Here is a 19,211-nt window from a genome sequence, read left to right on the forward strand (position 1 = left end):
ACGCTGCGCATCGGCGACCTGCAGATCGACCTGCTGAGCCGCAAGGCCTACCGCAGCAACACGCGTATCGACCTGACCGCCAAGGAGTTCGCGCTGCTGGCGATCATGGCGCGGCGCCAGGGCGAAATCCTGTCCAAGACGGCGATTGCCGAACTGGTGTGGGACATGAATTTCGACAGCAACACCAATGTCGTCGAGGTCGCGATCAAGCGCCTGCGCGCCAAGATCGACGCGCCGTTCGACCAGAAGCTGCTGCACACGATACGCGGCATGGGCTACGTACTGGAGCCGCGCGCTTCGGAGGCGCCGGCGCCGGAGCATGACGAATATGATGAACATGACGGGGAACACGGATGAGGCATTCCATCATCGCGCGGCTGGTCATGATGTTCGCGGCCGCCGCGCTGGTCATTTTTTCGCTGATCGGCGGCGTGCTGTACGCCGTGGTCAAGAACGAGCTGCTGCGCCATGAGCGCGACGGCCTGGTGACGACCTTCAACGATATTGAATACATGGTCTCGCGCGTCGGCACGGTGGAGCGCTGGGCGCGCGTACAGACCAAGCTGGACACCCTGACCCCGGCCGACGGCAAGGTGCGTTTCTGGGTGTTCAGCGACGATCCGCAATTCAGCTACGGCAAGGACCTGGCCGAACTGCACGACTTCGATTACGACCCCAACAACATCGGCCGCCTGCGCATCAAGGGCAAGGAATTCCCGATGCATACGCTGACCAAGGTGTTGCCGGCCTACCTCGACCGCCCCGCCATCCGCCTCACCATCGGCGTCGACACCGAACCTTATTTCGAGACGCTGCGCACCTTCGTGATCGCCATGATCGGACTGTCGCTGGCGGGGATTTTCCTGGTGATCCTGTTCGGCTACTGGATCGCGCGCGCCGGCTTGCAACCGCTCAAGAAGATGTCCGACAAGGCGCAGACCCTGAGTCCGCAAACCCTGTCGGAACGCCTCACGGTGTCGGCGCTGCCGGATGAATTGTCGGATCTGGCGCAAGCCTTCAACGGCGCGCTGGATCGCATGGAAAACGCCTATAAACAATTGGAAGCCTTCAACGCCGATGTGGCTCACGAGTTGCGTACGCCGCTGGCCAACCTGATCGGCGAGACCCAGGTGGCCTTGTCGCGCGAACGCAGCGCGCCGGAGTTCGAGATCGTGCTGCAATCGAACCTCGAAGAGCTGGATCGCCTGCGTTCTATCATCAACGACATGCTGTTCCTGGCCCGCTGCGATCAGGGCGAAGCCGCCACCAGCCTGGTTTACACGGCGATTGCCGACGAGGTGCAAAAGACCATCGAGTTCTTCGAGTTCGTGCTGGACGAGATGCAGATGAGCGTGGAAGTGGTTGGCGACGTCGATGCGAAGTCGATGATCGAGACCGCGCTGTTCCGTCGCGCCTTGACCAATCTCCTGCAAAACGCCATCCAGCATTCACCTGCCGGCGCGCGCATCACGGTGTCGATCGATGCGCAGCAACAGGATGTGCAGGTTGCCGTTTCCAATCCTGGGGAACCGATCGAACAACGCCATTTGCCGCGCCTGTTCGACCGCTTCTATCGTGTCGACAGCGCGCGTCGCGACTTCGACGGCGTGCATGGCCACGGCCTCGGCCTGGCGATCGTCAAGGCGATTGCGCTGATGCATGGCGGCACTGCGTTCGCCAGCAGCAGGGGCGGCAAGACCACGATAGGTTTCACCGTCGGCGGCAAAGCGGCCTGACTGCGTTGAATTCTTGGATTTGAAACCGGAGGTCGGAGGTCGGCGACTGAATGAACTGCGTCGTCGTCGACTGCTGTTGAATACTTCCTGAGAAAAACTGAAGGAAGAGGCGAGCCTTGTCTGCGGCACTTGCAGGAAATGGCTGTGGCTGCTTCGTTCCCGACCTGACCAGGTTGACCATGCCACAATGCGCAGGGGCCCGCCGGCACGAATTGTACCTCATCTGCGCGGCCGGCGCGAGCGCTGTTCGCGCAGACAGGATAATTGCAGCGCACGCCAATGCGCCGCAACGCAGACAAATTAAATTCCCAGCTCGTCCCAGATGCCGTCCACGCGCTTCTTGACGGCGTCCGTCATGGCGATGGTCGTGCCCCATTCACGGTTGGTTTCACCAGGCCACTTGTTGGTGGCGTCAATCCCCATCTTGCTACCGAGGCCGCTGACCGGCGAGGCGAAGTCGAGGTAATCGATCGGCGTGTTGTCCACCATCACAGTGTCGCGCACCGGATCGACGCGCGTGGTGATGGCCCAGATCACTTCCTTCCAGTCGCGGATATCGACGTCTTCATCGACCACCACGATGAACTTGGTATACATGAACTGGCGCAGGAAACTCCATACGCCGAACATCACGCGCTTGGCGTGGCCGGCGTAGGACTTCTTCATCTGCACCACCGCCATGCGGTAGCTGCAGCCTTCCGGCGGCAGGTAGAAATCGGTGATTTCGCTGAACTGCTTTTGCAGCAGCGGGATGAACACTTCATTGAGCGCCACGCCAAGCACGGCCGGTTCGTCGGGCGGTTTGCCGGTATAGGTGGAGTGATAGATCGGATCGCGGCGCATGGTGATGCGGTCGATGGTGAAAACCGGGAACCAGTCCTGCTCATTGTAGTAACCGGTGTGGTCGCCGTAGGGACCTTCGAGCGCATGTTCGTAGCCGGAAGGATGAGGGTTTTCAGCGCTATCCGGGTAGATATGCCCTTCCAGCACGATCTCGGCCGAGGCCGGCACGCGCAGTTCGCTGCCGATGGCCTTGACCAGCTCGGTGCGGCTGCCGCGCAGCAGGCCGGCGAACTGGTATTCGGACAGGCTGTCCGGCACCGGCGTGACTGCGCCTAATATGGTAGCGGGATCCGCGCCGAGTGCGACCGCGATCGGATACGGTTTGCCGGGGTTGGCGATGCAATGTTCGCGGAAATCGAGCGCGCCGCCGCGATGGGCCAGCCAGCGCATGATGACCTTGTTGCGGCCGAGGACCTGCTGGCGATAGATGCCGAGATTCTGGCGCTTCTTGTTGGGGCCTTTGGTGATCACCAGGCCCCATGTAATAAGAGGAGCGACGTCGCCCGGCCAGCAGTGCTGGATCGGCAGGCGGTCGAGGTCGACGTCGTTGCCTTCCCACACGATGTCCTGGCACGGCGCCGAACTACGCTCCTTGGGGGCCATGTCCCACAGCGACTTGACCAGGGTGCCGAGACCCATGACGTCCTTGAAGCCTTTCGGCGGCTCGGGCTCTTTCAGCTTCGCCAATAAATGGCCGATGCGTCTTAATTCGCCGACATCTTCCGCCCCCATGCCTAGCGCCACGCGACGCGGCGTGCCGAAAAGATTCGCCAGCACCGGGATATTTTTGCCCTCGACCTTGTCGAAAATCAGCGCCGGACCGGAGGCGCGCAAGGTGCGATCGCAGATTTCGGTGATTTCCAGGTAGGGCGAGACGGGTGTCGAGATGCGTTTTAATTCGCCGGAAAGTTGCAACTGCGAAATAAAATCGCGTAAATCTGAATATTTCATTTTTTTTCGCTGGATTTCTGTAATACAGCCCTTAGGTGAGGTAGACCGGGCAAACGGTTGATTCTATTGATTTTTGGCGGCATACCCCTCCAAAAGTCAGACTTAAAAGTTATATTAAATCGGTTTAATAGTATTGACTTGATATAAAGTGGCTTCTACAATTCGGCCACCTTGATTAAAGGAGCCGGGTCAGGAACCCGAATCAGCTCACAAGGTTTCACGGGAACGGGGTCCCACTGACATTTTAAGGAGTGTTGTCAAAAGGCGTCAGCCTTCTCCCCCGAACATGGTTGTCTTGCACTGCACAGGAGCCACCGGCCCTGCAGTAACCGCAAACAACCCCAAGCTTGCCGTAACGCCTTGCGACGGCAGTTTTTTGATTGTGATGCATGTAGCCAGTAATCCGGTTTCACTCTTGGCCGGTTTTGCCCTATGTAATTTGCAATATTCAGGAGGTTCAATGTTAAACCAACCCATAGAGGCGCCGTTAAGCGCCGCCTCGGATATGGTTGACCAGTCGGCGCAATGGGCGAAGTCCATTCAAAGCCGCATCGGTCGCTTTTTTACCGCAGCGCACTATGCCCTGACCTTGGTCGGCATCGCTGCACTGTTCGTTCTGGGCATGATGTTCTTCAACCCGGATTTCGCCGACAAAATCATCGCCCTGTCGCCCTTCTCGGACGGCCAGGTTGAAGAAGCAGCGCCGGAAGCGCCGCCGCTGACCAACCTGATGGATACGCCGGCGCCTGCCCTGACCGGGGCAGCGGCAGCGGCCATCCCGCTCAGCGATGAAGAGCGCAAGATGCTCGGTACACCGCGTCAGCAGAAGCTGGTGACCAACTGGCTGTCGAAGCGTTACCGCGTTGCCGGCGACGCCACCGACATGCTGGTGTCCGCTGCGTACCTGACGGCACGCGACATCAAGCTTGATCCGTTGCTGATCCTGGCGGTGATGGCAATCGAATCGCGCTTCAATCCGTTCGCGGAAAGCCCGATGGGCGCACAAGGCCTGATGCAGGTCATGTCCAAGGTCCATCACGACAAGTTCCAGGAACTGGGCGGCGTCAAGGCGGCGCTCAATCCGGTCGCCAACATCAAGGTCGGTTCGCTGATCCTGAAGGAATACGTAACACGCGGCGGCTCGGTGGAAGCCGGCCTGAAGAGCTACGTCGGCGCGGCTGACATGGCCAATGACGGCGGCTATGGCATCAAGGTGCTCTCGGAGTACCAGAACCTGAAGCAGGTCGCCATGGGCAAGAACGTCTCGATCTACACCACTGCCACCGTGAAGCTGCCCACCCCCGGTGTGTCGGCCAGTGCCGAGCAGCCCAAGCCGGCCAGCAACAACGTGGCCGCGGCCGCCAAGCCCAAGGCAGAAGAACAGCTCGCCGCCCTGTAAGGGCAGCGTGTTGCGATTTGAATATTACCGGTATTCAGGACGCGAAAAAGGAGCCCTCGGGCTCCTTTTTTTTTGACCTGCTTATATATAGAGAAGAGATAGAAGTGCTCTAGTGCGCCAGTGCGGATCAGGCGGCCTTGCGGCGCTTCTCGAAGAACACCCGCAGGCGCGCCACGGCCTCTTGCAGGTTCTCCATCGAGGTCGCATAGGACAGGCGGATATAGCGGCGCGCCGTGAAGGGCCCGAAATCCAGGCCCGGCACCAGCACCACGCCTGCCTTGTTGAGCATGTCGATGGTGAAGGCGTCGGCGTCGTCGCTGAGCGCGCTGCAGTCGGCGTAAACATAGAACGCGCCGTCCGGCATCACCGGCACCGTGAAGCCGAGACGTTCGAGTTGCGGCACGATGTAATCGCGGCGGCGCTTGAATTCGGCCTTGCGTTCTTCGTACAGTGCAATCGACTCCGGCGCGAAGCAGGCGATGCCGGCGTGCTGCGCAATCGATGAAGCACAGATGAACAGGTTCTGCGCCAGCTTCTCGACTTGCGGCACCAGGCTTTCGGGCAGCACCAGCCAGCCGAGACGCCAGCCGGTCATGTTGAAGTACTTTGAAAAGCTATTGATGACGATGACGTCTTCGCCGAGCGACAGTGCCGAGAATGGCGCGCCTTCGTACGACAGGCCCTGGTAGATTTCATCGACGATGGTGAAACCATTTTTCTCGCGCACGACGTCGACGATCTTCTTCAATTCATCGGGCAGGATCGAGGTGCCGGTCGGATTCGACGGCGACGCCAGCAATACGCCCTTGGTTGCCGGCGACCAATGTTCCTGAACCATGCCTGCGGACAACTGGAAGCGATGTTCCGGTCCGCTTTCGATCAATTTGGCGCTGCCTTCGAAGGCGGCGACGAAATGGCGGTTGCACGGATAAGACGGATCCGGCATCAACACTTCAGCGCCCTTCTCCACCAGCGCCGCGCAGGCAAGCAACAGGGCCGCTGAGGCGCCCGCTGTGACGATAATTCGCGACGGCGCGATGTCCAACCCGTACACCCGCCGATAATGGGCTGAGATCGCCTCTCGTAAAGCCGGCAAACCGGTTGCCGAGGTGTATTGCATCTTGCCGTCGGCCATCGCTTGTGTCGCAGCGGCAACAACGGCGGGGGCGGCAGTGAAATCAGGCTCGCCGATGCCCATGTGGATGATGTGATGGCCTTGTTGCTCCAGGGCAGCGGCCATCTTGGCCAGCTCCATCACATGGAAGGGCGCGATGTTTTGCAGGCGGGAGGCAAGATCGTGAAAGCTCATGGGATTGTGCGGTAGGACGAAGCGGAACGAACGAGAAGGAACAAGCGCGAAGGTCAGCAAGAACTTTGCCGGACGCTGCCATGGATGCATCAATGCATCAATGCATCAGCAGCGTCGGCTTAAACGAACGACGACAAACCAACGACGACGGATCAGCGGCGGCCGGCGCTCACTTCGACTTCGCGCGCCTTGGCGGCGAAACGGTCGAGCACGCCGTTGACGTACTTGTGACCATCGATGCCGCCGAACGACTTGGTCAGTTCAACGGCTTCGTTGATGACCACGCGATACGGAATCTCGAGATTGTTCTTCAGTTCGAATGCGCCGATCAGCAGCGCTGCGTGTTCCACCGGCGACAACTCCGTGATGGAGCGGTCGATCAGCGGCGCCAGGTCGGTGCGCAGTTCCGGCGCCTGTTTGATCGCGCCGTACAGCAGCACGTCGAAATGCTCGGCGTCGGCCTTGTCGAAACCGTGCGCTTCGCGGATGTGCGCTTCGATCGCGCCGGCGTCTTCATTGTTGAGCAGCCATTGATACAGGCCCTGCAATGCGAACTCGCGGGCGCGGTGACGCGGCGTACGGTTCTTGCTCGGGTTGGCGTGTTGGATTTTATTGGTCATGATGAAAATGAGGAAACCGGGTCAATACAAAATCGAAACAGACGCGCAATCAACAAATCGATTGCGCCGCCGGTCGTCGCTGCACATGCAACAACGACCGGCCGGCCTGCCTGCTTATTCTTCTTCAGCCACTTGCGCGAGTTCGTCCAGCGCCAGCGACAGGTTGGCCATCTCGACGGCGACGCGGGCGGCGTCGGCGCCTTTGACCGCCATGCGCGCTTCGGCCTGTTCGTCGTTCTCGGTGGTCAGCACGGCGTTGGCGATCGGGATGCCGGCGTCGAGGCCAACGCGCGTGATCCCTGCGCCGGATTCATTCGAGACCAGTTCGAAGTGATAGGTCTCGCCGCGGATCACCGCGCCCAATGCGATCAGCGCATCGAACTGGTCGGTCTCGGCCATCTTCTGCAGGGCCAGCGGGATTTCCAGCGCGCCCGGCACGCTGACGTGGAGGATGTCTTCATCCTGCACGCCGAGATGCTTGAGCTCCGCCAGGCACGACGCCAGCAAGCCGTGGCAGACGTCTTCGTTGAAACGCGCCTGGACGATGCCGATACGCAAGCCATCGCCATTCAGATCCGATTCGTATGTACCAATAGTCATGGCTTTTCCTTATACGCAAACTTGCGTTGTGTGAGTGTGATAGTGCCGCGATGCGTTGCGGTCGGTACTGTCGGTCAGGCGTCCGGCTTGGCGCGATAGCCGGTGACTTCGAGGTTGAAACCGGTCATCGACGGCATCTTGCGCGGGCTGGCCAGCAGCTGCATCTTGCACACGCCGAGATCCTTGAGGATTTGCGCGCCGATGCCGTAGGTGCGCAGATCGAGGCGGTCGGCGCGGGCCGGCTTGGCCGCCTGCACGTTGTTGAGCGCGGTGAACTGGGCAAACATCTGGTCGGCCGATTCTTCGCAATTGAGGAGCACCACGACGCCGCTTGGCGCCGCCTTGATCGCGGCCATGGCCGAGGCCATGTTCCACGAGTGCGTCGTCGCTTTGGTTTCGAGCAGGTCGAGGATCGAGACCGGCTGATGCACGCGCACCAGCGTTTCTTCACCCGGACGGATGTCGCCATGCACCAGCGCCAGGTGGGCGCCGCCGCTTGGCGTGTCGCGGTAGGCGATGGCCTTGAACGACCCGTGCACGGTGTGCATCTCGCGCTCGGCAACGCGCTCGATGATGCTTTCGTGCTGGCTGCGGTAATGGATCAGGTCGGCGATGGTGCCGATCTTGAGCTTGTGTTCTTCGGCGAATTCGAGCAGGTCCGGCAGACGCGCCATGGTGCCGTCGTCCTTGAGGATTTCGCAGATCACGGCAGCCGGCGTCAGGCCCGCCATCTGGGTCAGGTCGCAACCGGCTTCGGTATGGCCGGCGCGCATCAGCACGCCGCCCTTTTGTGCGCGCAGCGGGAAAATATGACCAGGCTGCACGATGTCGGCCGGCACCGCATTCTTGGCGGCGGCAACTTGAATCGTGCGTGCGCGATCGGCGGCGGAGATGCCGGTGGTGACGCCTTCGGCGGCTTCGATCGAGACGGTGAAATTGGTGCCGAACTGGGTGCCGTTGCGGGTCGACATCATCGACAGGTCGAGACGGTCGCAATGCTCTTCGGTCAGCGTCAGGCAGACCAGGCCGCGCGCATGCTTGACCATGAAGTTGATGGCTTCGGGCGTGACGAAATCGGTGGCCAGCACCAGGTCGCCTTCATTCTCACGATCTTCTTCGTCGACCAGGATGACCATGCGTCCGGCGCGCAGTTCGGCGACGATTTCTTCTGTTGTTGCGATAGGCATAACGATTTCCTCAGTAGCCCCGTATTTTAAAGGATTGCGGGCCTGCTCCGCTGGCCAATTGCGCCAATTATGCCGGCAACGCTGCCTGTGCAGCCTGGGTGCGCTGCAATGCCTCCAGCAGCAGCGCCGGGTCGCCCAGCGCCAGCCGTTTGGAATCCGACAAGGTCTGGCGGAAGGCGCGTGCTCCCGGCATGCCGGCCATCAAGCCCAGCATGTGCCGGGTGATGCTGTTCAAGCGCAGGCCCCGGCCATTGTCGCCATGCAACTCCAGCTGGCGTTTGATATAAGGCAACATCGCCTCGATCACCTCGGCCCGGCTGCGCTGCAGGCCGCCCTCAAGAGCAGCGTAGTAGCGGGCATCGAAGCCAGCCATCAGGTAGGGGTTGTGATAGGCCTCACGGCCCAGCATGACGCCGTCCACATGCTTGAGGTGCTCATCGATCTCGGGCAGGGTCTTGATGCCGCCGTTGATGAGGATTTCCAGCGCCGGGAAGTCTTTCTTCAGCCGGTAGGCGTACTCGTACCTGAGCGGCGGAATCTCGCGGTTTTCCTTGGGGCTTAGGCCCTTGAGGACGGCATTGCGGGCGTGCACGATGAAGGTCTTGCAACCGGCTTCGGCGATCGTGCCGACAAAGTCGCGCACGAAATCGTAGGACTCGACGTCGTCGATGCCGATGCGATGCTTGACGGTAACATCGATGTCGACGGCGTCGCGCATTGCCTTGACGCAATCGGCGACCAGTTTCGGTTCAGCCATCAGGCAGGCGCCGAATGCGCCCTTCTGCACGCGCTCGGAAGGACAGCCGCAGTTGAGGTTGATCTCGTCATAGCCCCATTGCCGGCCCAGCCTGGCGCTCTTGGCCAGATCGTCGGGCTCGCTGCCGCCGAGCTGCAGGGCGACCGGATGTTCTTCTTCATTGAAATTGAGATGGCGCGGCACGTCGCCGTGCAGCAAGGCGCCGGTGGTGACCATTTCGGTGTACAGCCAGGTGTGCCGCGTGATCTGGCGATGGAACAGCCGGCAGTGCCGGTCGGTCCAGTCCATCATGGGCGCAACGCTGATTGTTCTTGGTCCGTAAGACATGGTATCTATCAAAAATAAGCAACGCGGGCCTGCGACGCATTTACGGCTGGCCTGCTGCACTATAAGCAATGTGGCCGGAATACGCGCCACAAATAGAAAGCCCGCAACGTTTGCACGTTGCCTTTTTTTTCTCGTCCGGCTCGCTGCCGCCAAGCTGCAGGGCAACCGGATGTTCTTCTTCGTTGAAATCGAGATGGCGCGGCACGTCGCCGTGCAGCAAGGCGCCGGTGGTGACCATTTCGGTATACAGCCAAGTGTGCCGCGTGATCTGGCGATGGAACAGCCGGCAATGCCGGTCGGTCCAGTCCATCATGGGCGCAACGCTGATTGTTCGTGGTCCGTAAGACATGGTATCTATCAAAAATAAGCAACGCGGGCCTGCGACGCATTTACGGCTGGCCTGCTGCACTATAAGCAATGTGGCCGGAATACGCGCCACAAATAGAAAGCCCGCAACGTTTGCACGTTGCGGGCTGGTGTCCCCTCTATCCTCTTGAGATAGGATTTTTATACTGCGGGGGTGATTCTGCACCACAAACCAGCATTCGTCATTTCGCAATGCACAATTTAAGTGCTTATCTGTTTTCCAGCCTCAGAAAACAGGCGCGAACGTTCCAATTTTGCAACGCTTCTTTCGCCTTCATCGCGCAAATGCGTGTCGGCAGGCAAAAACAAGCAAAAAGATTCAGGTAAAAAAAAACCCGCTCACCTTTCGGTTGCGGGCTTAAATCCAATTCTTTAGGAGGAAATTGGAGGAGACAGGTGTAACTATATCGCACCGCATCATAGTCGTCCGCTTTATTGTGCTGATATCAGTTATTCACAAAACCAATATCAGCACGGCGTTACTGCTCCTGCATCTTCCTCATCGCCGACAGCAATTACGCGTCGCGCGATGCCTTCTTGCGCTCGTGTTCCTTCAGGAAACGCTTGCGCAGGCGAATGCTCTTCGGCGTGACTTCGACCAGTTCGTCGTCGTCGATGAATTCAACCGCGTATTCCAGCGACATTTCGATCGGCGGAACCAGGCGCACCGCTTCGTCGGTACCGGACGAACGGACGTTGGTCAGTTGCTTGCCCTTGATCGGGTTCACGACCAGATCGTTGTCGCGCGAGTGGATGCCGATGATCATGCCTTCGTAGACCGGATCGTTGTGGCTGACGAACATGCGGCCGCGATCTTGCAGTTTCCAGATCGCGTAAGCAACGGCTGCGCCGTCGTCTTGCGAAATCAGCACGCCGTTGCGACGGCCGCCGAGTTCACCCTTGCTGTTGTCAACAGGAGCGTATTCGTCGAACACGTGGCTCATCAGGCCGGTGCCGCGTGTCAGCGTCATGAATTCGCCCTGGAAGCCGATCAGGCCGCGTGCAGGGATACGGTATTCCAAGCGGACGCGACCCTTGCCGTCCGGTTCCATGTTTTGCAGATCGCCGCGACGACGACCGAGTTCTTCCATCACGCCGCCCTGGCTGGTTTCTTCGACGTCGACAGTCAGGTTTTCATACGGCTCGTGGCGCACGCCATCGACCATCTTGAACACCACGCGGGGACGCGACACGGCCAGCTCATAGCCTTCGCGACGCATGTTTTCGATCAGGATGGTCAGGTGCAATTCGCCGCGACCCGACACTTCGTAGGTCGAATCGTCGTTCTCGGCTTGCACGACGCGCAGCGCCATGTTGGCTTTCAGTTCGCGGTCCAGACGGTCTCGGATCTGACGTGTGGTCACGAACTTGCCTTCGCGGCCGGCCAGTGGCGAGTTGTTGACCATGAAGTTCATGGTCAGGGTCGGTTCATCAATCTTCAGCATCGGCAGGCCTTCGGGCGTGTCCGGTGCACAGATGGTGGAACCGATGCTGATTTCTTCGATGCCGTTGATCAGGACGATGTCGCCGGCCAGCGCTTCGTCGACAATCACGCGATCCAGGCCGCGGAAAGTCAGCACCTGGTTGATGCGCGCCTTGGTTGGCTTGTCGTCGGGACCGTTCATCCAGATCACGTCTTGCAGCGCTTTGACGCGACCGCGCAGGATACGGCCGACGCCGATCTTGCCGACGTAGGACGAGTATTCCAGCGAAGTGATTTGCAATTGCAGCGGACCGTCCGGGTCATCTTCACGCGCAGGAACGTGTTCCAGGATCGCGTCGAACAGCGGCTCCATGTTGCCGTCGCGGACGGTGTCTTCGAGGCCGGCGTAGCCCTTGAAGCCCGATGCGTAAACGATGGGGAAATCCAGTTGCTCGTCGGTGGCGCCCAGCTTGTCGAACAGTTCGAACGTGGCGTTGACGGCCTTTTGCGGATCGGCGTTTTCGCGGTCGATCTTGTTGACCACGACGATAGGCTTCAGGCCCAGCGCCAGTGCCTTACGTGTCACGAAGCGCGTTTGCGGCATCGGACCTTCTTGCGCATCGACCAGCAGCAGCACGCTGTCGACCATCGACAGCACGCGTTCGACTTCGCCGCCGAAGTCGGCATGGCCCGGGGTGTCGACGATGTTGATGTGGGTGCCCTTGTATTCAACGGCGCAGTTCTTCGACAGAATCGTGATGCCGCGTTCTTTTTCGATATCGTTCGAGTCCATCACGCGGGCGTCAACCTGCTGGTTGTCGCGGAAGGTGCCCGACTGACGCAACAGTTGGTCGACGAGGGTGGTTTTGCCATGGTCAACGTGGGCGATGATGGCGATGTTACGAATAGCGCGTTTATTGTTTGACATGATTGAATTGAGTTGGTCTGCCGAATCCGAAGGGCCTGGGGAGGCCCTGAAAGGCGCGCATTATAGCATGTTGCGACGCACGAACTTTAAAAAGCCTAATAATTTCAAAGAGTTGCTGTACACAATACAACTGGCTCGCACAGCGAAAATTGCGCTATTCCGACAAGGTCGAAATCAGCCGTTCCGGCGCCAGTATGCCGAATTCCTGCATCAGTCCGGTGCCCAGAAGGCGCCCGCTGCTTTCCTGATAAACCCTTGCCCGGCCTGACTCTGCGGGCAATGCAATACCTTCTTTACCGAGCGCCAGACGCTGACCGTGCAGGAAGCGCTGAGTCAGCACGTCCGTCAGCATCACCGCCGGAAACGTCCTCAGCAATCCGTCTACCGGCAACAGCGCTTGCGTGCGCTGGCCGTCTTCCAGTGCGATGAATTCATCGAGCGTGACGCTGCCGTCCAGCGTCAACGCGCCCACGCCGGTGCGGCGCAACTGCTGCAGATGGGCGCCGCAACCGAGCGCGGCGCCGATGTCTTCACCGAGCACGCGAATGTAGGTGCCTTTGCTGCACAACACGCGAATGCGCAGGAACGGCGCTTCATACGACAGCAGCTCCAGCTGATGAATCGTCACCGGCCGCGCCTCGCGCTCCAGCGTGATGCCGGCGCGGGCATATTCATACAGCGGCTTGCCGTCGCGCTTGAGCGCGGAATGCATGGGCGGCACCTGGTTGATCGGTCCGCGGAATTTTTCCAGCACGGCTTCGATCTGTTCCGGCGTGACGTCGACGGCCTTGGTGCTCAGCACTTCGCCTTCGGTGTCGCCGGTACTGGTGACGATGCCGAAATGGACCACGGCTTCATAGGTCTTGTCGGCTTCCAGCAAGTCCTGCGAAAACTTGGTCGCCTCGCCGAAACACAGCGGCAGCAAACCGGTCGCGAACGGATCCAGCGTGCCGGTATGGCCTGCCTTCAGGGCATTGAGCAAACGCTTGGCCTTGATCAGGGCATCGTTGCTGGACCAGCCGACCGGCTTGTCCAGCAACAGCACGCCATGCACGGGCACGCGCGGCGCTCTTGGCGGCCGGGATGATGAGGGCGATGATTGCGCCATGATTGTGTAGTCCGGGAATTTCCTGAATCGATGCGCTTGAATCAAGCAACGACGTTTTCCGGCGGGCGGGTGCGCGACGCACACGCGCCGCAATTTATCCCGCTTGCTCAGCTCTCGTCGGCATCCTTGGCGCGGGTGGCATTGGCCTCGTCGATCAGGCGCGACATTTCAATGCCGCGCGCCGTCGAGTTGTCATGCACGAAATGCAAATCGGGCAAGGTGTGGATCGTCAAACGACGTCCCAATTGGCCACGCAGGAAACCGGCAGCCTTCGAGAGGCCGGTCACCGTATCCTGGATCGCCTGCTTGTCGTCCTTCAGGGTCGTGAAGAAAACCTTGGCATGCGCATAGTCCGGCGTCACTTGCACTTCCGTGATCGTGACCATCCCCACACGCGGGTCTTTCAACTCGAATGCGATGATTTCCGACAGATCGCGCTGGATCTGGTCGGCGACGCGCAAGCCGCGCCCGGGAATGGATTTGCTGTGTTTTGCCATGCTGGGAAACTGACCTCGGCCGACGCGCCAAAGCGGGACGGCATAAAAATTCTGTGATGCTGTTGAATGAAACAAGGCGGGTGTTTGCTGCGCAGACACCCGCCCTCGTGACGACTGAGAGAATTACAAAGTACGCGCGACTTCCTGGACTTCGAAAATTTCCAGCTGATCGCCTTCCTGGATATCGTTGTAGTTCTTCAACGACAGACCGCACTCGAAGCCCGATTTGACTTCCTTGACGTCGTCCTTGAAGCGCTTGAGCGAATCCAGCTCGCCGGTCCAGAGCACCACGTTGTTGCGCAGCAAACGGACTTGCGAACCACGCTTGACCAGGCCTTCGAGCACGTAACAGCCGGCGATCGAGCCGACCTTGCTGACCACGAACACCTGGCGAATCTCGACCAGACCCAGGGCCTGTTCGCGCTTCTCCGGCGACAGCATGCCCGACATCGCCGCTTTCACTTCATCCACGGCATCGTAAATGATGTTGTAGTAGCGGATGTCCACGCCATTGGCTTCGGCCAGCTTGCGGGCGGACGCGTCGGCACGGGTGTTGAAGCCGATGATGACCGCCTTCGATGCCACCGCGAGGTTGACGTCGTTTTCGGAAATGCCGCCGACCGCTGCATGCACCACCTGAACACGCACTTCGGCGGTGGACAGTTTTTGCAGCGATTGCACCAGCGCTTCCTGCGAACCTTGCACGTCGGTCTTGATGATCATCGGCAGGTTCTTGACCTCGCCTTCGGCCATCTGGTCGAACATGTTTTCCAGCTTCGCTGCCTGCTGCTTGGCCAGCTTGACGTCGCGGAACTTGCCTTGACGGAACAGGCCGATTTCACGCGCCTTGCGTTCATCGGACATGACCACGACTTCTTCACCGGCGCTCGGCACTTCAGTCAGGCCCTGAATTTCAACAGGGATCGACGGACCGGCTTCGGTGATGCTCTTGCCGCTTTCGTCCAGCATTGCACGGACGCGGCCGTAAGCCGAACCCGCCAGCACGACGTCGCCGCGCTTCAGGGTACCGGACTGCACCAGGATCGTGGCGACAGGGGCCGCGGCCCTTGTCGAGCTTGGCTTCGATGACCAGGCCCTTGGCCGGGACGTTGATTGCCGCTTTCAATTCCAGCACTTCGGCTTGCAACAGCACGTTTTCCAGCAACGAGTCGATGCCTTCGCCGGTCTTTGCAGACACGGAGATGAATGGCGCTTCGCCACCGTATTCTTCCGGTACGACGCCTTCGGCAATCAGTTCCTGCTTGACGCGGTCCAGATTGGCGCCCTGCTTGTCGATCTTGTTGATCGCCACGACCAGCGGCACGCCGCCGGCCTTCGCGTGAGCGATCGCTTCCTTGGTTTGCGGCATCACGCCGTCGTCGGCAGCCACCACCAGAATCACGATGTCGGTTGCCTTGGCGCCACGGGCACGCATCGCGGTAAACGCTTCGTGGCCCGGAGTGTCGAGGAAGGTGATCATGCCGCGCGGTGTTTCCACGTGGTACGCGCCGATGTGCTGGGTAATGCCGCCGGCTTCGCCGGATGCAACCTTCGCGCGTCGGATGTAATCCAGCAGCGATGTCTTGCCATGGTCGACGTGGCCCATGACGGTAACCACAGGCGCACGCGCCAACAGTTCCGCGTCAGGATGCTCAACGCCTTCTTCCAGCAATGCTTCCGGATCATCCTGCTTGGCTGCATGCGCGCGGTGGCCCATTTCTTCCACCACGATCATGGCGGTTTCCTGGTCCAGCACCTGGTTGATGGTGACCATCTGGCCCAGCTTCATCAGATGCTTGATGACTTCGGAAGCCTTGACGGACATCTTGTGGGCGATCTCGGCGACGGTGATCGTTTCAGGAACGTGGACGTCCTTGACGATCGCTTCGGTCGGCGCCTGGAAATTGCTTTCGTGGTCGTCGTGATGCGAATTGCGGCGGCCCTTCGGACCTGCACGCCAGCCGTCGCGGCCACCGGTGCCGGTGTTGCCGCGCGTCTTCATGCCGGTGCCGCGCTTCTTGGCGTCGTCCTGCCAGGTCGACGAGACGTTGGCCGACTTGATCGACTTCTTGTCGACTGCAACCGGCGCCTTCTTGTCGTCTTTCTTTTCACCAGGCTTCTTGTCGGCAGGCTTGTGCAGCGTGCCTTCGGAAGTCTTGGTTGCAGCGACGGGTGCAGGCTCGGGAGCCTTGATCACGCGGCGCGGCGCATTCATCATGGCCTTGATCTGGGCGACTTCGTCTTCCACGACCTTGCGGGCGCGGTCGGCGGCAGCTGCGCGGTCGGCGGCTTCCTTGGCGACCTGGGCAACCTTCTTCTTGGCTTCCTCGGCGGCAGCGCGCTTCTTCTCGTCAGCGGCGGCGTCTTCTGCCGATTTCGCTACGGGAGCAGCAGCACCGGCGCTCGGCTTGGCCTTGTCGGCAGTTTCTGCAGCAGCCTGGCGGGCTTCTTCTTCCGCCGCCTGCTTGGCTTCCTGTTCGGCCTTCTGCGCTTCCAGTTCGGCCGCCCTGGCTTCCGCGGCGCGCTCGGCTTCGAGTTGCGCCAGACGTTCCTGCTTCTCGCGCAGTTCAGCTTCCTGACGTGCGATCAGCTCTTCCTGGTGACGCGCTTCTTCCGCGCTCGGCTCGGCTTCGACCTGATCGACCGAAGCGGTTGCCGGCTTGCCGGCTTCGTCCGCAGTCGGTTCGTCGCGCTTGATGAAGGTGCGCTTCTTGCGCACTTCGACCTGGATAGTGCGCGACTTGCCCGTGGAATCGGCCTGTTTGATTTCGGTCGTTTCCTTGCGGGTCAGCGTGATTTTCTTCTTCTCGCCTTCCGGAGCTGCGCCACGCACGCGGCGCAGATGCTCCAGCAAACGGTCCTTGTCTTCTTTTGACAAAGGATCGGACTCGGAGCTCTTCTCAACTCCTGCAGATCGCAGCTGGGTCAGTAGCAAATCCGCCGGCATTTTCAGCTCGGTGGCAAATTGGGCTACGTTGTTACTTGCCATTCAGTCCTCTTTTCTATGTGGCTCGGCGATGATGTGGTCCTGGACGCTTACTGCTTTGCTTCCACGGTGGCCCATGCTTTGGCTTGCAGTGCCTTGGCACGCTCGTCGTATTTAGCATCGATGAGCTTCATTTCATCGTCGGTCACATCTTCAAATTCATTCTCAATCAGTTGGCGCGCGCGTTCGGCCGAGAGGGCCAGAATCGCGCCGAACTCGTCGTACGCCAGTGCGGCGAAAGCAGGCACGTTCTTGACGCCCGCCAGGCCAAGCTTGCCGGCAACGACACGATCCATTTCTTCGAAATTGATCAGTTCCTCGTCCATGCCTTCCAGACCTTCTTCGGAGGCAATCGCCTCGGTCACCAGTGCATCGCGCGCGCGGTTGCGCAGCTCGTTGACGGTTTCTTCGTCGAAGGATTCGATCTCCAGCATTTCGTTGATCGGCACGTAGGCAATTTCTTCCAGGCTGGCGAAACCTTCTTCCACCAGGATGTCGGCGACTTCCTGGTCGACGTCCAGCTTTTCCATGAAGAGGATGCGGGTCGCGGCAGTTTCCTGCGCCGATTTGTCGGCCGATTCTTCCGCCGTCATGATGTTGATCTGCCAGCCGGTCAACTCTGCTGCGAGGCGCACGTTCTGGCCGCCGCGATCGCCAGGTTTTCTTCGTCGACAACGACGTCCATGGCGTGTTTTTCTTCATCCACGACGATCGAGCTGACGTTGGCCGGGGCCAGCGCGCCGATGACGAATTGCGCCGGATCTTCCGACCACAACACGATGTCGACGCGTTCGCCGCCCAGCTCGCCGGTCACGGCCTGCACGCGCGAACCGCGCATGCCGACACAGGTGCCGATAGGATCGATGCGCTTGTCGCTGGTGAAGACCGCGATCTTGGCGCGTACGCCCGGGTCGCGTGCCGCCGATTTGATTTCCAGCGAGCCTTGTTCGATTTCCGGAACTTCCAGTTCGAACAGCTTCATGATGAATTCAGGCGCGTTACGCGACAGGATCACTTGCGGACCGCGTGCATTGCGGTCGATGCGCAGGATATAGGCGCGGACACGGTCGCCGATACGCAGATTTTCCTTTGGAATCGTCTGGTCGCGCGGCAGGCGGGCCTCGATCTTGCCGGATTCGACGATGGCGTCGCCGCGTTCCATGCGCTTGATCGTGCCGGTCACCAGCGAATCGCCGCGCTCAAGGAAGTCGGCGAGGATCTGTTCGCGTTCAGCGTCGCGGATGCGCTGCAGGACCACTTGCTTGGTGTCCTGGGCAAAACGGCGGCCGAATTCCACGGACTCGATCGGCTCTTCGATGTATTCATCGACGGCGATGTCAGGAATCTGTTCCTTGGCTTCGAAGTGCAAAACTTCCTGGTCGGGCAATTGCAAACCTGCTTCGTCAGGCACCACGTGCCAGCGACGGAACGATTCGAATTCGCCGCTTTCGCGGTCGATCGACACGCGGATGTCGACTTCGCCTTCGTAGCGTTTCTTGGTAGCTTGCGCAAGCGCGTGCTCCAGTGCTCCGAAGACCACATCCTTATCGACGTTCTTTTCGCGCGCCAGCGCATCGACCAATAACAAAACTTCGCGACTCATGCTTTGCGACTCCTAAAATCCACTTTCGGCACCAGGCGTGCCTTATCCACATCGGCGAGCGTAAAGTCCAACAACGCTGCCGACCCATCGTTTGCTTCAAATTCCAGTTTTAAATTCTCGCCCTCGGGCGCCCGCAAGATGCCTTGGAACGTCTTGCGATTGGCTGCGCCCGGCATCGGCATGCGCAGCTTGACGATTGCTTCCTGATCGGCAAAGCGCACGTAGTCGCTGAGCTTTTTCAGGGGGCGATCAAGCCCGGGAGATGACACTTCCAGCCGTTCGTAGTTGACGTTTTCGACGGTAAACACGTGCAACAGCTGATGCGTGACTTTTTCGCAATCCTCGACCGTGATCGGGCCCTTGTCGGCGTCGGCGAACGGAAAATCGATAAACACGCGCACCAGACCGCGGTCCGCTTTCTCGAGGTCGACCAGTTCATAGCCCATGCCCGACAGGGTGGTTTCAATCAGATCCAGCAATTGCAAGGAAATCTCTCCGCGCTTCGTTCTGCGCATTTCAAACAACCAGCACAGACACGTCAATTTGTTCAGCAAAAAAAAAATGGGCAGAT

13 protein-coding genes, 1 other RNA gene and 3 pseudogenes are annotated in these 19,211 nt (G+C 59.8%); 3 read left to right on the top strand and 14 right to left on the bottom strand.

The window, feature by feature from the left end:
• On the top strand, positions 1 to 357 hold a 357-nt coding region (locus HLUSI_RS30275), incomplete at its 5' end, for a winged helix-turn-helix domain-containing protein (protein ID WP_016836161.1).
• The gene (locus HLUSI_RS0122905; RefSeq protein ID WP_016836162.1) at positions 354 to 1,736 is read left to right on the top strand and encodes a heavy metal sensor histidine kinase; all 1,383 of its coding nucleotides are present in this window, start codon (positions 354 to 356) and stop codon (positions 1,734 to 1,736) included. The genes HLUSI_RS30275 and HLUSI_RS0122905, both read left to right, overlap by 4 nt.
• A 105-nt stretch (positions 1,737 to 1,841) precedes the next feature.
• Here the strand turns inward: HLUSI_RS0122905 and ffs are convergent.
• Together ffs and ubiD are read right to left on the bottom strand one after the other, a co-directional pair.
• Positions 1,842 to 1,940: signal recognition particle sRNA small type (gene ffs, locus HLUSI_RS32005), an RNA gene on the bottom strand.
• Between the two features lie 96 nt (positions 1,941 to 2,036).
• Entirely contained in the window at positions 2,037 to 3,530 is a 1,494-nt protein-coding gene (gene ubiD / locus HLUSI_RS0122910) for a 4-hydroxy-3-polyprenylbenzoate decarboxylase (protein WP_016836163.1), read from the bottom strand.
• A gap of 460 nt (positions 3,531 to 3,990) precedes the next feature.
• Between ubiD and HLUSI_RS0122915 the strand changes: the two genes are divergently transcribed.
• Positions 3,991 to 4,929 carry a transglycosylase SLT domain-containing protein gene (locus HLUSI_RS0122915; RefSeq protein ID WP_029363915.1) on the top strand — a complete coding sequence of 313 codons (939 nt, stop codon included), beginning with the start codon at positions 3,991 to 3,993 and terminating at the stop codon, positions 4,927 to 4,929.
• A 127-nt stretch (positions 4,930 to 5,056) separates the two neighbouring features.
• On the opposite strand, the gene HLUSI_RS0122920 is transcribed toward HLUSI_RS0122915, so the two are convergent.
• The 12 genes and pseudogenes from HLUSI_RS0122920 to rimP all read right to left on the bottom strand — a co-directional run bounded on the left by HLUSI_RS0122920 (position 5,057) and on the right by rimP (position 19,125).
• Positions 5,057 to 6,238, bottom strand: a complete 1,182-nt coding sequence (locus tag HLUSI_RS0122920; RefSeq protein WP_029363916.1) for a pyridoxal phosphate-dependent aminotransferase — start codon at positions 6,236 to 6,238, stop codon at positions 5,057 to 5,059.
• Positions 6,239 to 6,390: 152 nt separating this feature from the next.
• On the bottom strand, positions 6,391 to 6,858 hold the full coding sequence (gene nusB, locus HLUSI_RS0122925; protein ID WP_016836166.1) for a transcription antitermination factor NusB: 468 nt from the start codon (positions 6,856 to 6,858) through the stop codon (positions 6,391 to 6,393).
• Positions 6,859 to 6,972: 114 nt separating this feature from the next.
• Positions 6,973 to 7,458: a 6,7-dimethyl-8-ribityllumazine synthase gene (gene ribH, locus HLUSI_RS0122930; protein ID WP_016836167.1), complete on the bottom strand. Its 486-nt coding sequence runs from the start codon at positions 7,456 to 7,458 to the stop codon at positions 6,973 to 6,975.
• A 74-nt stretch (positions 7,459 to 7,532) separates the two neighbouring features.
• Positions 7,533 to 8,645: a bifunctional 3,4-dihydroxy-2-butanone-4-phosphate synthase/GTP cyclohydrolase II gene (gene ribBA, locus HLUSI_RS0122935; protein WP_016836168.1), complete on the bottom strand. Its 1,113-nt coding sequence runs from the start codon at positions 8,643 to 8,645 to the stop codon at positions 7,533 to 7,535.
• 67 nt (positions 8,646 to 8,712) lie between these two features.
• Entirely contained in the window at positions 8,713 to 9,729 is a 1,017-nt protein-coding gene (dusA, locus tag HLUSI_RS0122940; protein ID WP_050977764.1) for a tRNA dihydrouridine(20/20a) synthase DusA, read from the bottom strand.
• A 130-nt stretch (positions 9,730 to 9,859) separates the two neighbouring features.
• Positions 9,860 to 10,078: pseudogene (locus HLUSI_RS34490) on the bottom strand (tRNA-dihydrouridine synthase); the annotation flags it as partial.
• Positions 10,079 to 10,610: 532 nt separating this feature from the next.
• On the bottom strand, positions 10,611 to 12,446 hold the full coding sequence (gene typA / locus HLUSI_RS0122950; RefSeq protein WP_016836171.1) for a translational GTPase TypA: 1,836 nt from the start codon (positions 12,444 to 12,446) through the stop codon (positions 10,611 to 10,613).
• Between the two features lie 154 nt (positions 12,447 to 12,600).
• Positions 12,601 to 13,554 (bottom strand): tRNA pseudouridine(55) synthase TruB, encoded by a 954-nt coding sequence (gene truB / locus HLUSI_RS0122955; RefSeq protein ID WP_040503821.1) that lies wholly within the window; start codon positions 13,552 to 13,554, stop codon positions 12,601 to 12,603.
• Between the two features lie 107 nt (positions 13,555 to 13,661).
• Positions 13,662 to 14,051, bottom strand: a complete 390-nt coding sequence (gene rbfA, locus HLUSI_RS0122960) for a 30S ribosome-binding factor RbfA (RefSeq protein ID WP_016836173.1) — start codon at positions 14,049 to 14,051, stop codon at positions 13,662 to 13,664.
• Positions 14,052 to 14,174: 123 nt separating this feature from the next.
• Positions 14,175 to 17,040, bottom strand: a pseudogene (infB, locus tag HLUSI_RS30280) (translation initiation factor IF-2).
• 47 nt (positions 17,041 to 17,087) lie between these two features.
• Positions 17,088 to 18,640: pseudogene (gene nusA / locus HLUSI_RS30285) on the bottom strand (transcription termination factor NusA).
• Positions 18,637 to 19,125 (bottom strand): ribosome maturation factor RimP, encoded by a 489-nt coding sequence (gene rimP / locus HLUSI_RS0122975; RefSeq protein WP_029363918.1) that lies wholly within the window; start codon positions 19,123 to 19,125, stop codon positions 18,637 to 18,639. The pseudogene nusA and the gene rimP overlap by 4 nt, the downstream one beginning before the upstream one ends.
• Positions 19,126 to 19,211: the final 86 nt, after the last annotated feature.

The organism is Herbaspirillum lusitanum P6-12 (assembly GCF_000256565.1).
GTDB lineage: Bacteria > Pseudomonadota > Gammaproteobacteria > Burkholderiales > Burkholderiaceae_D > Herbaspirillum > Herbaspirillum lusitanum.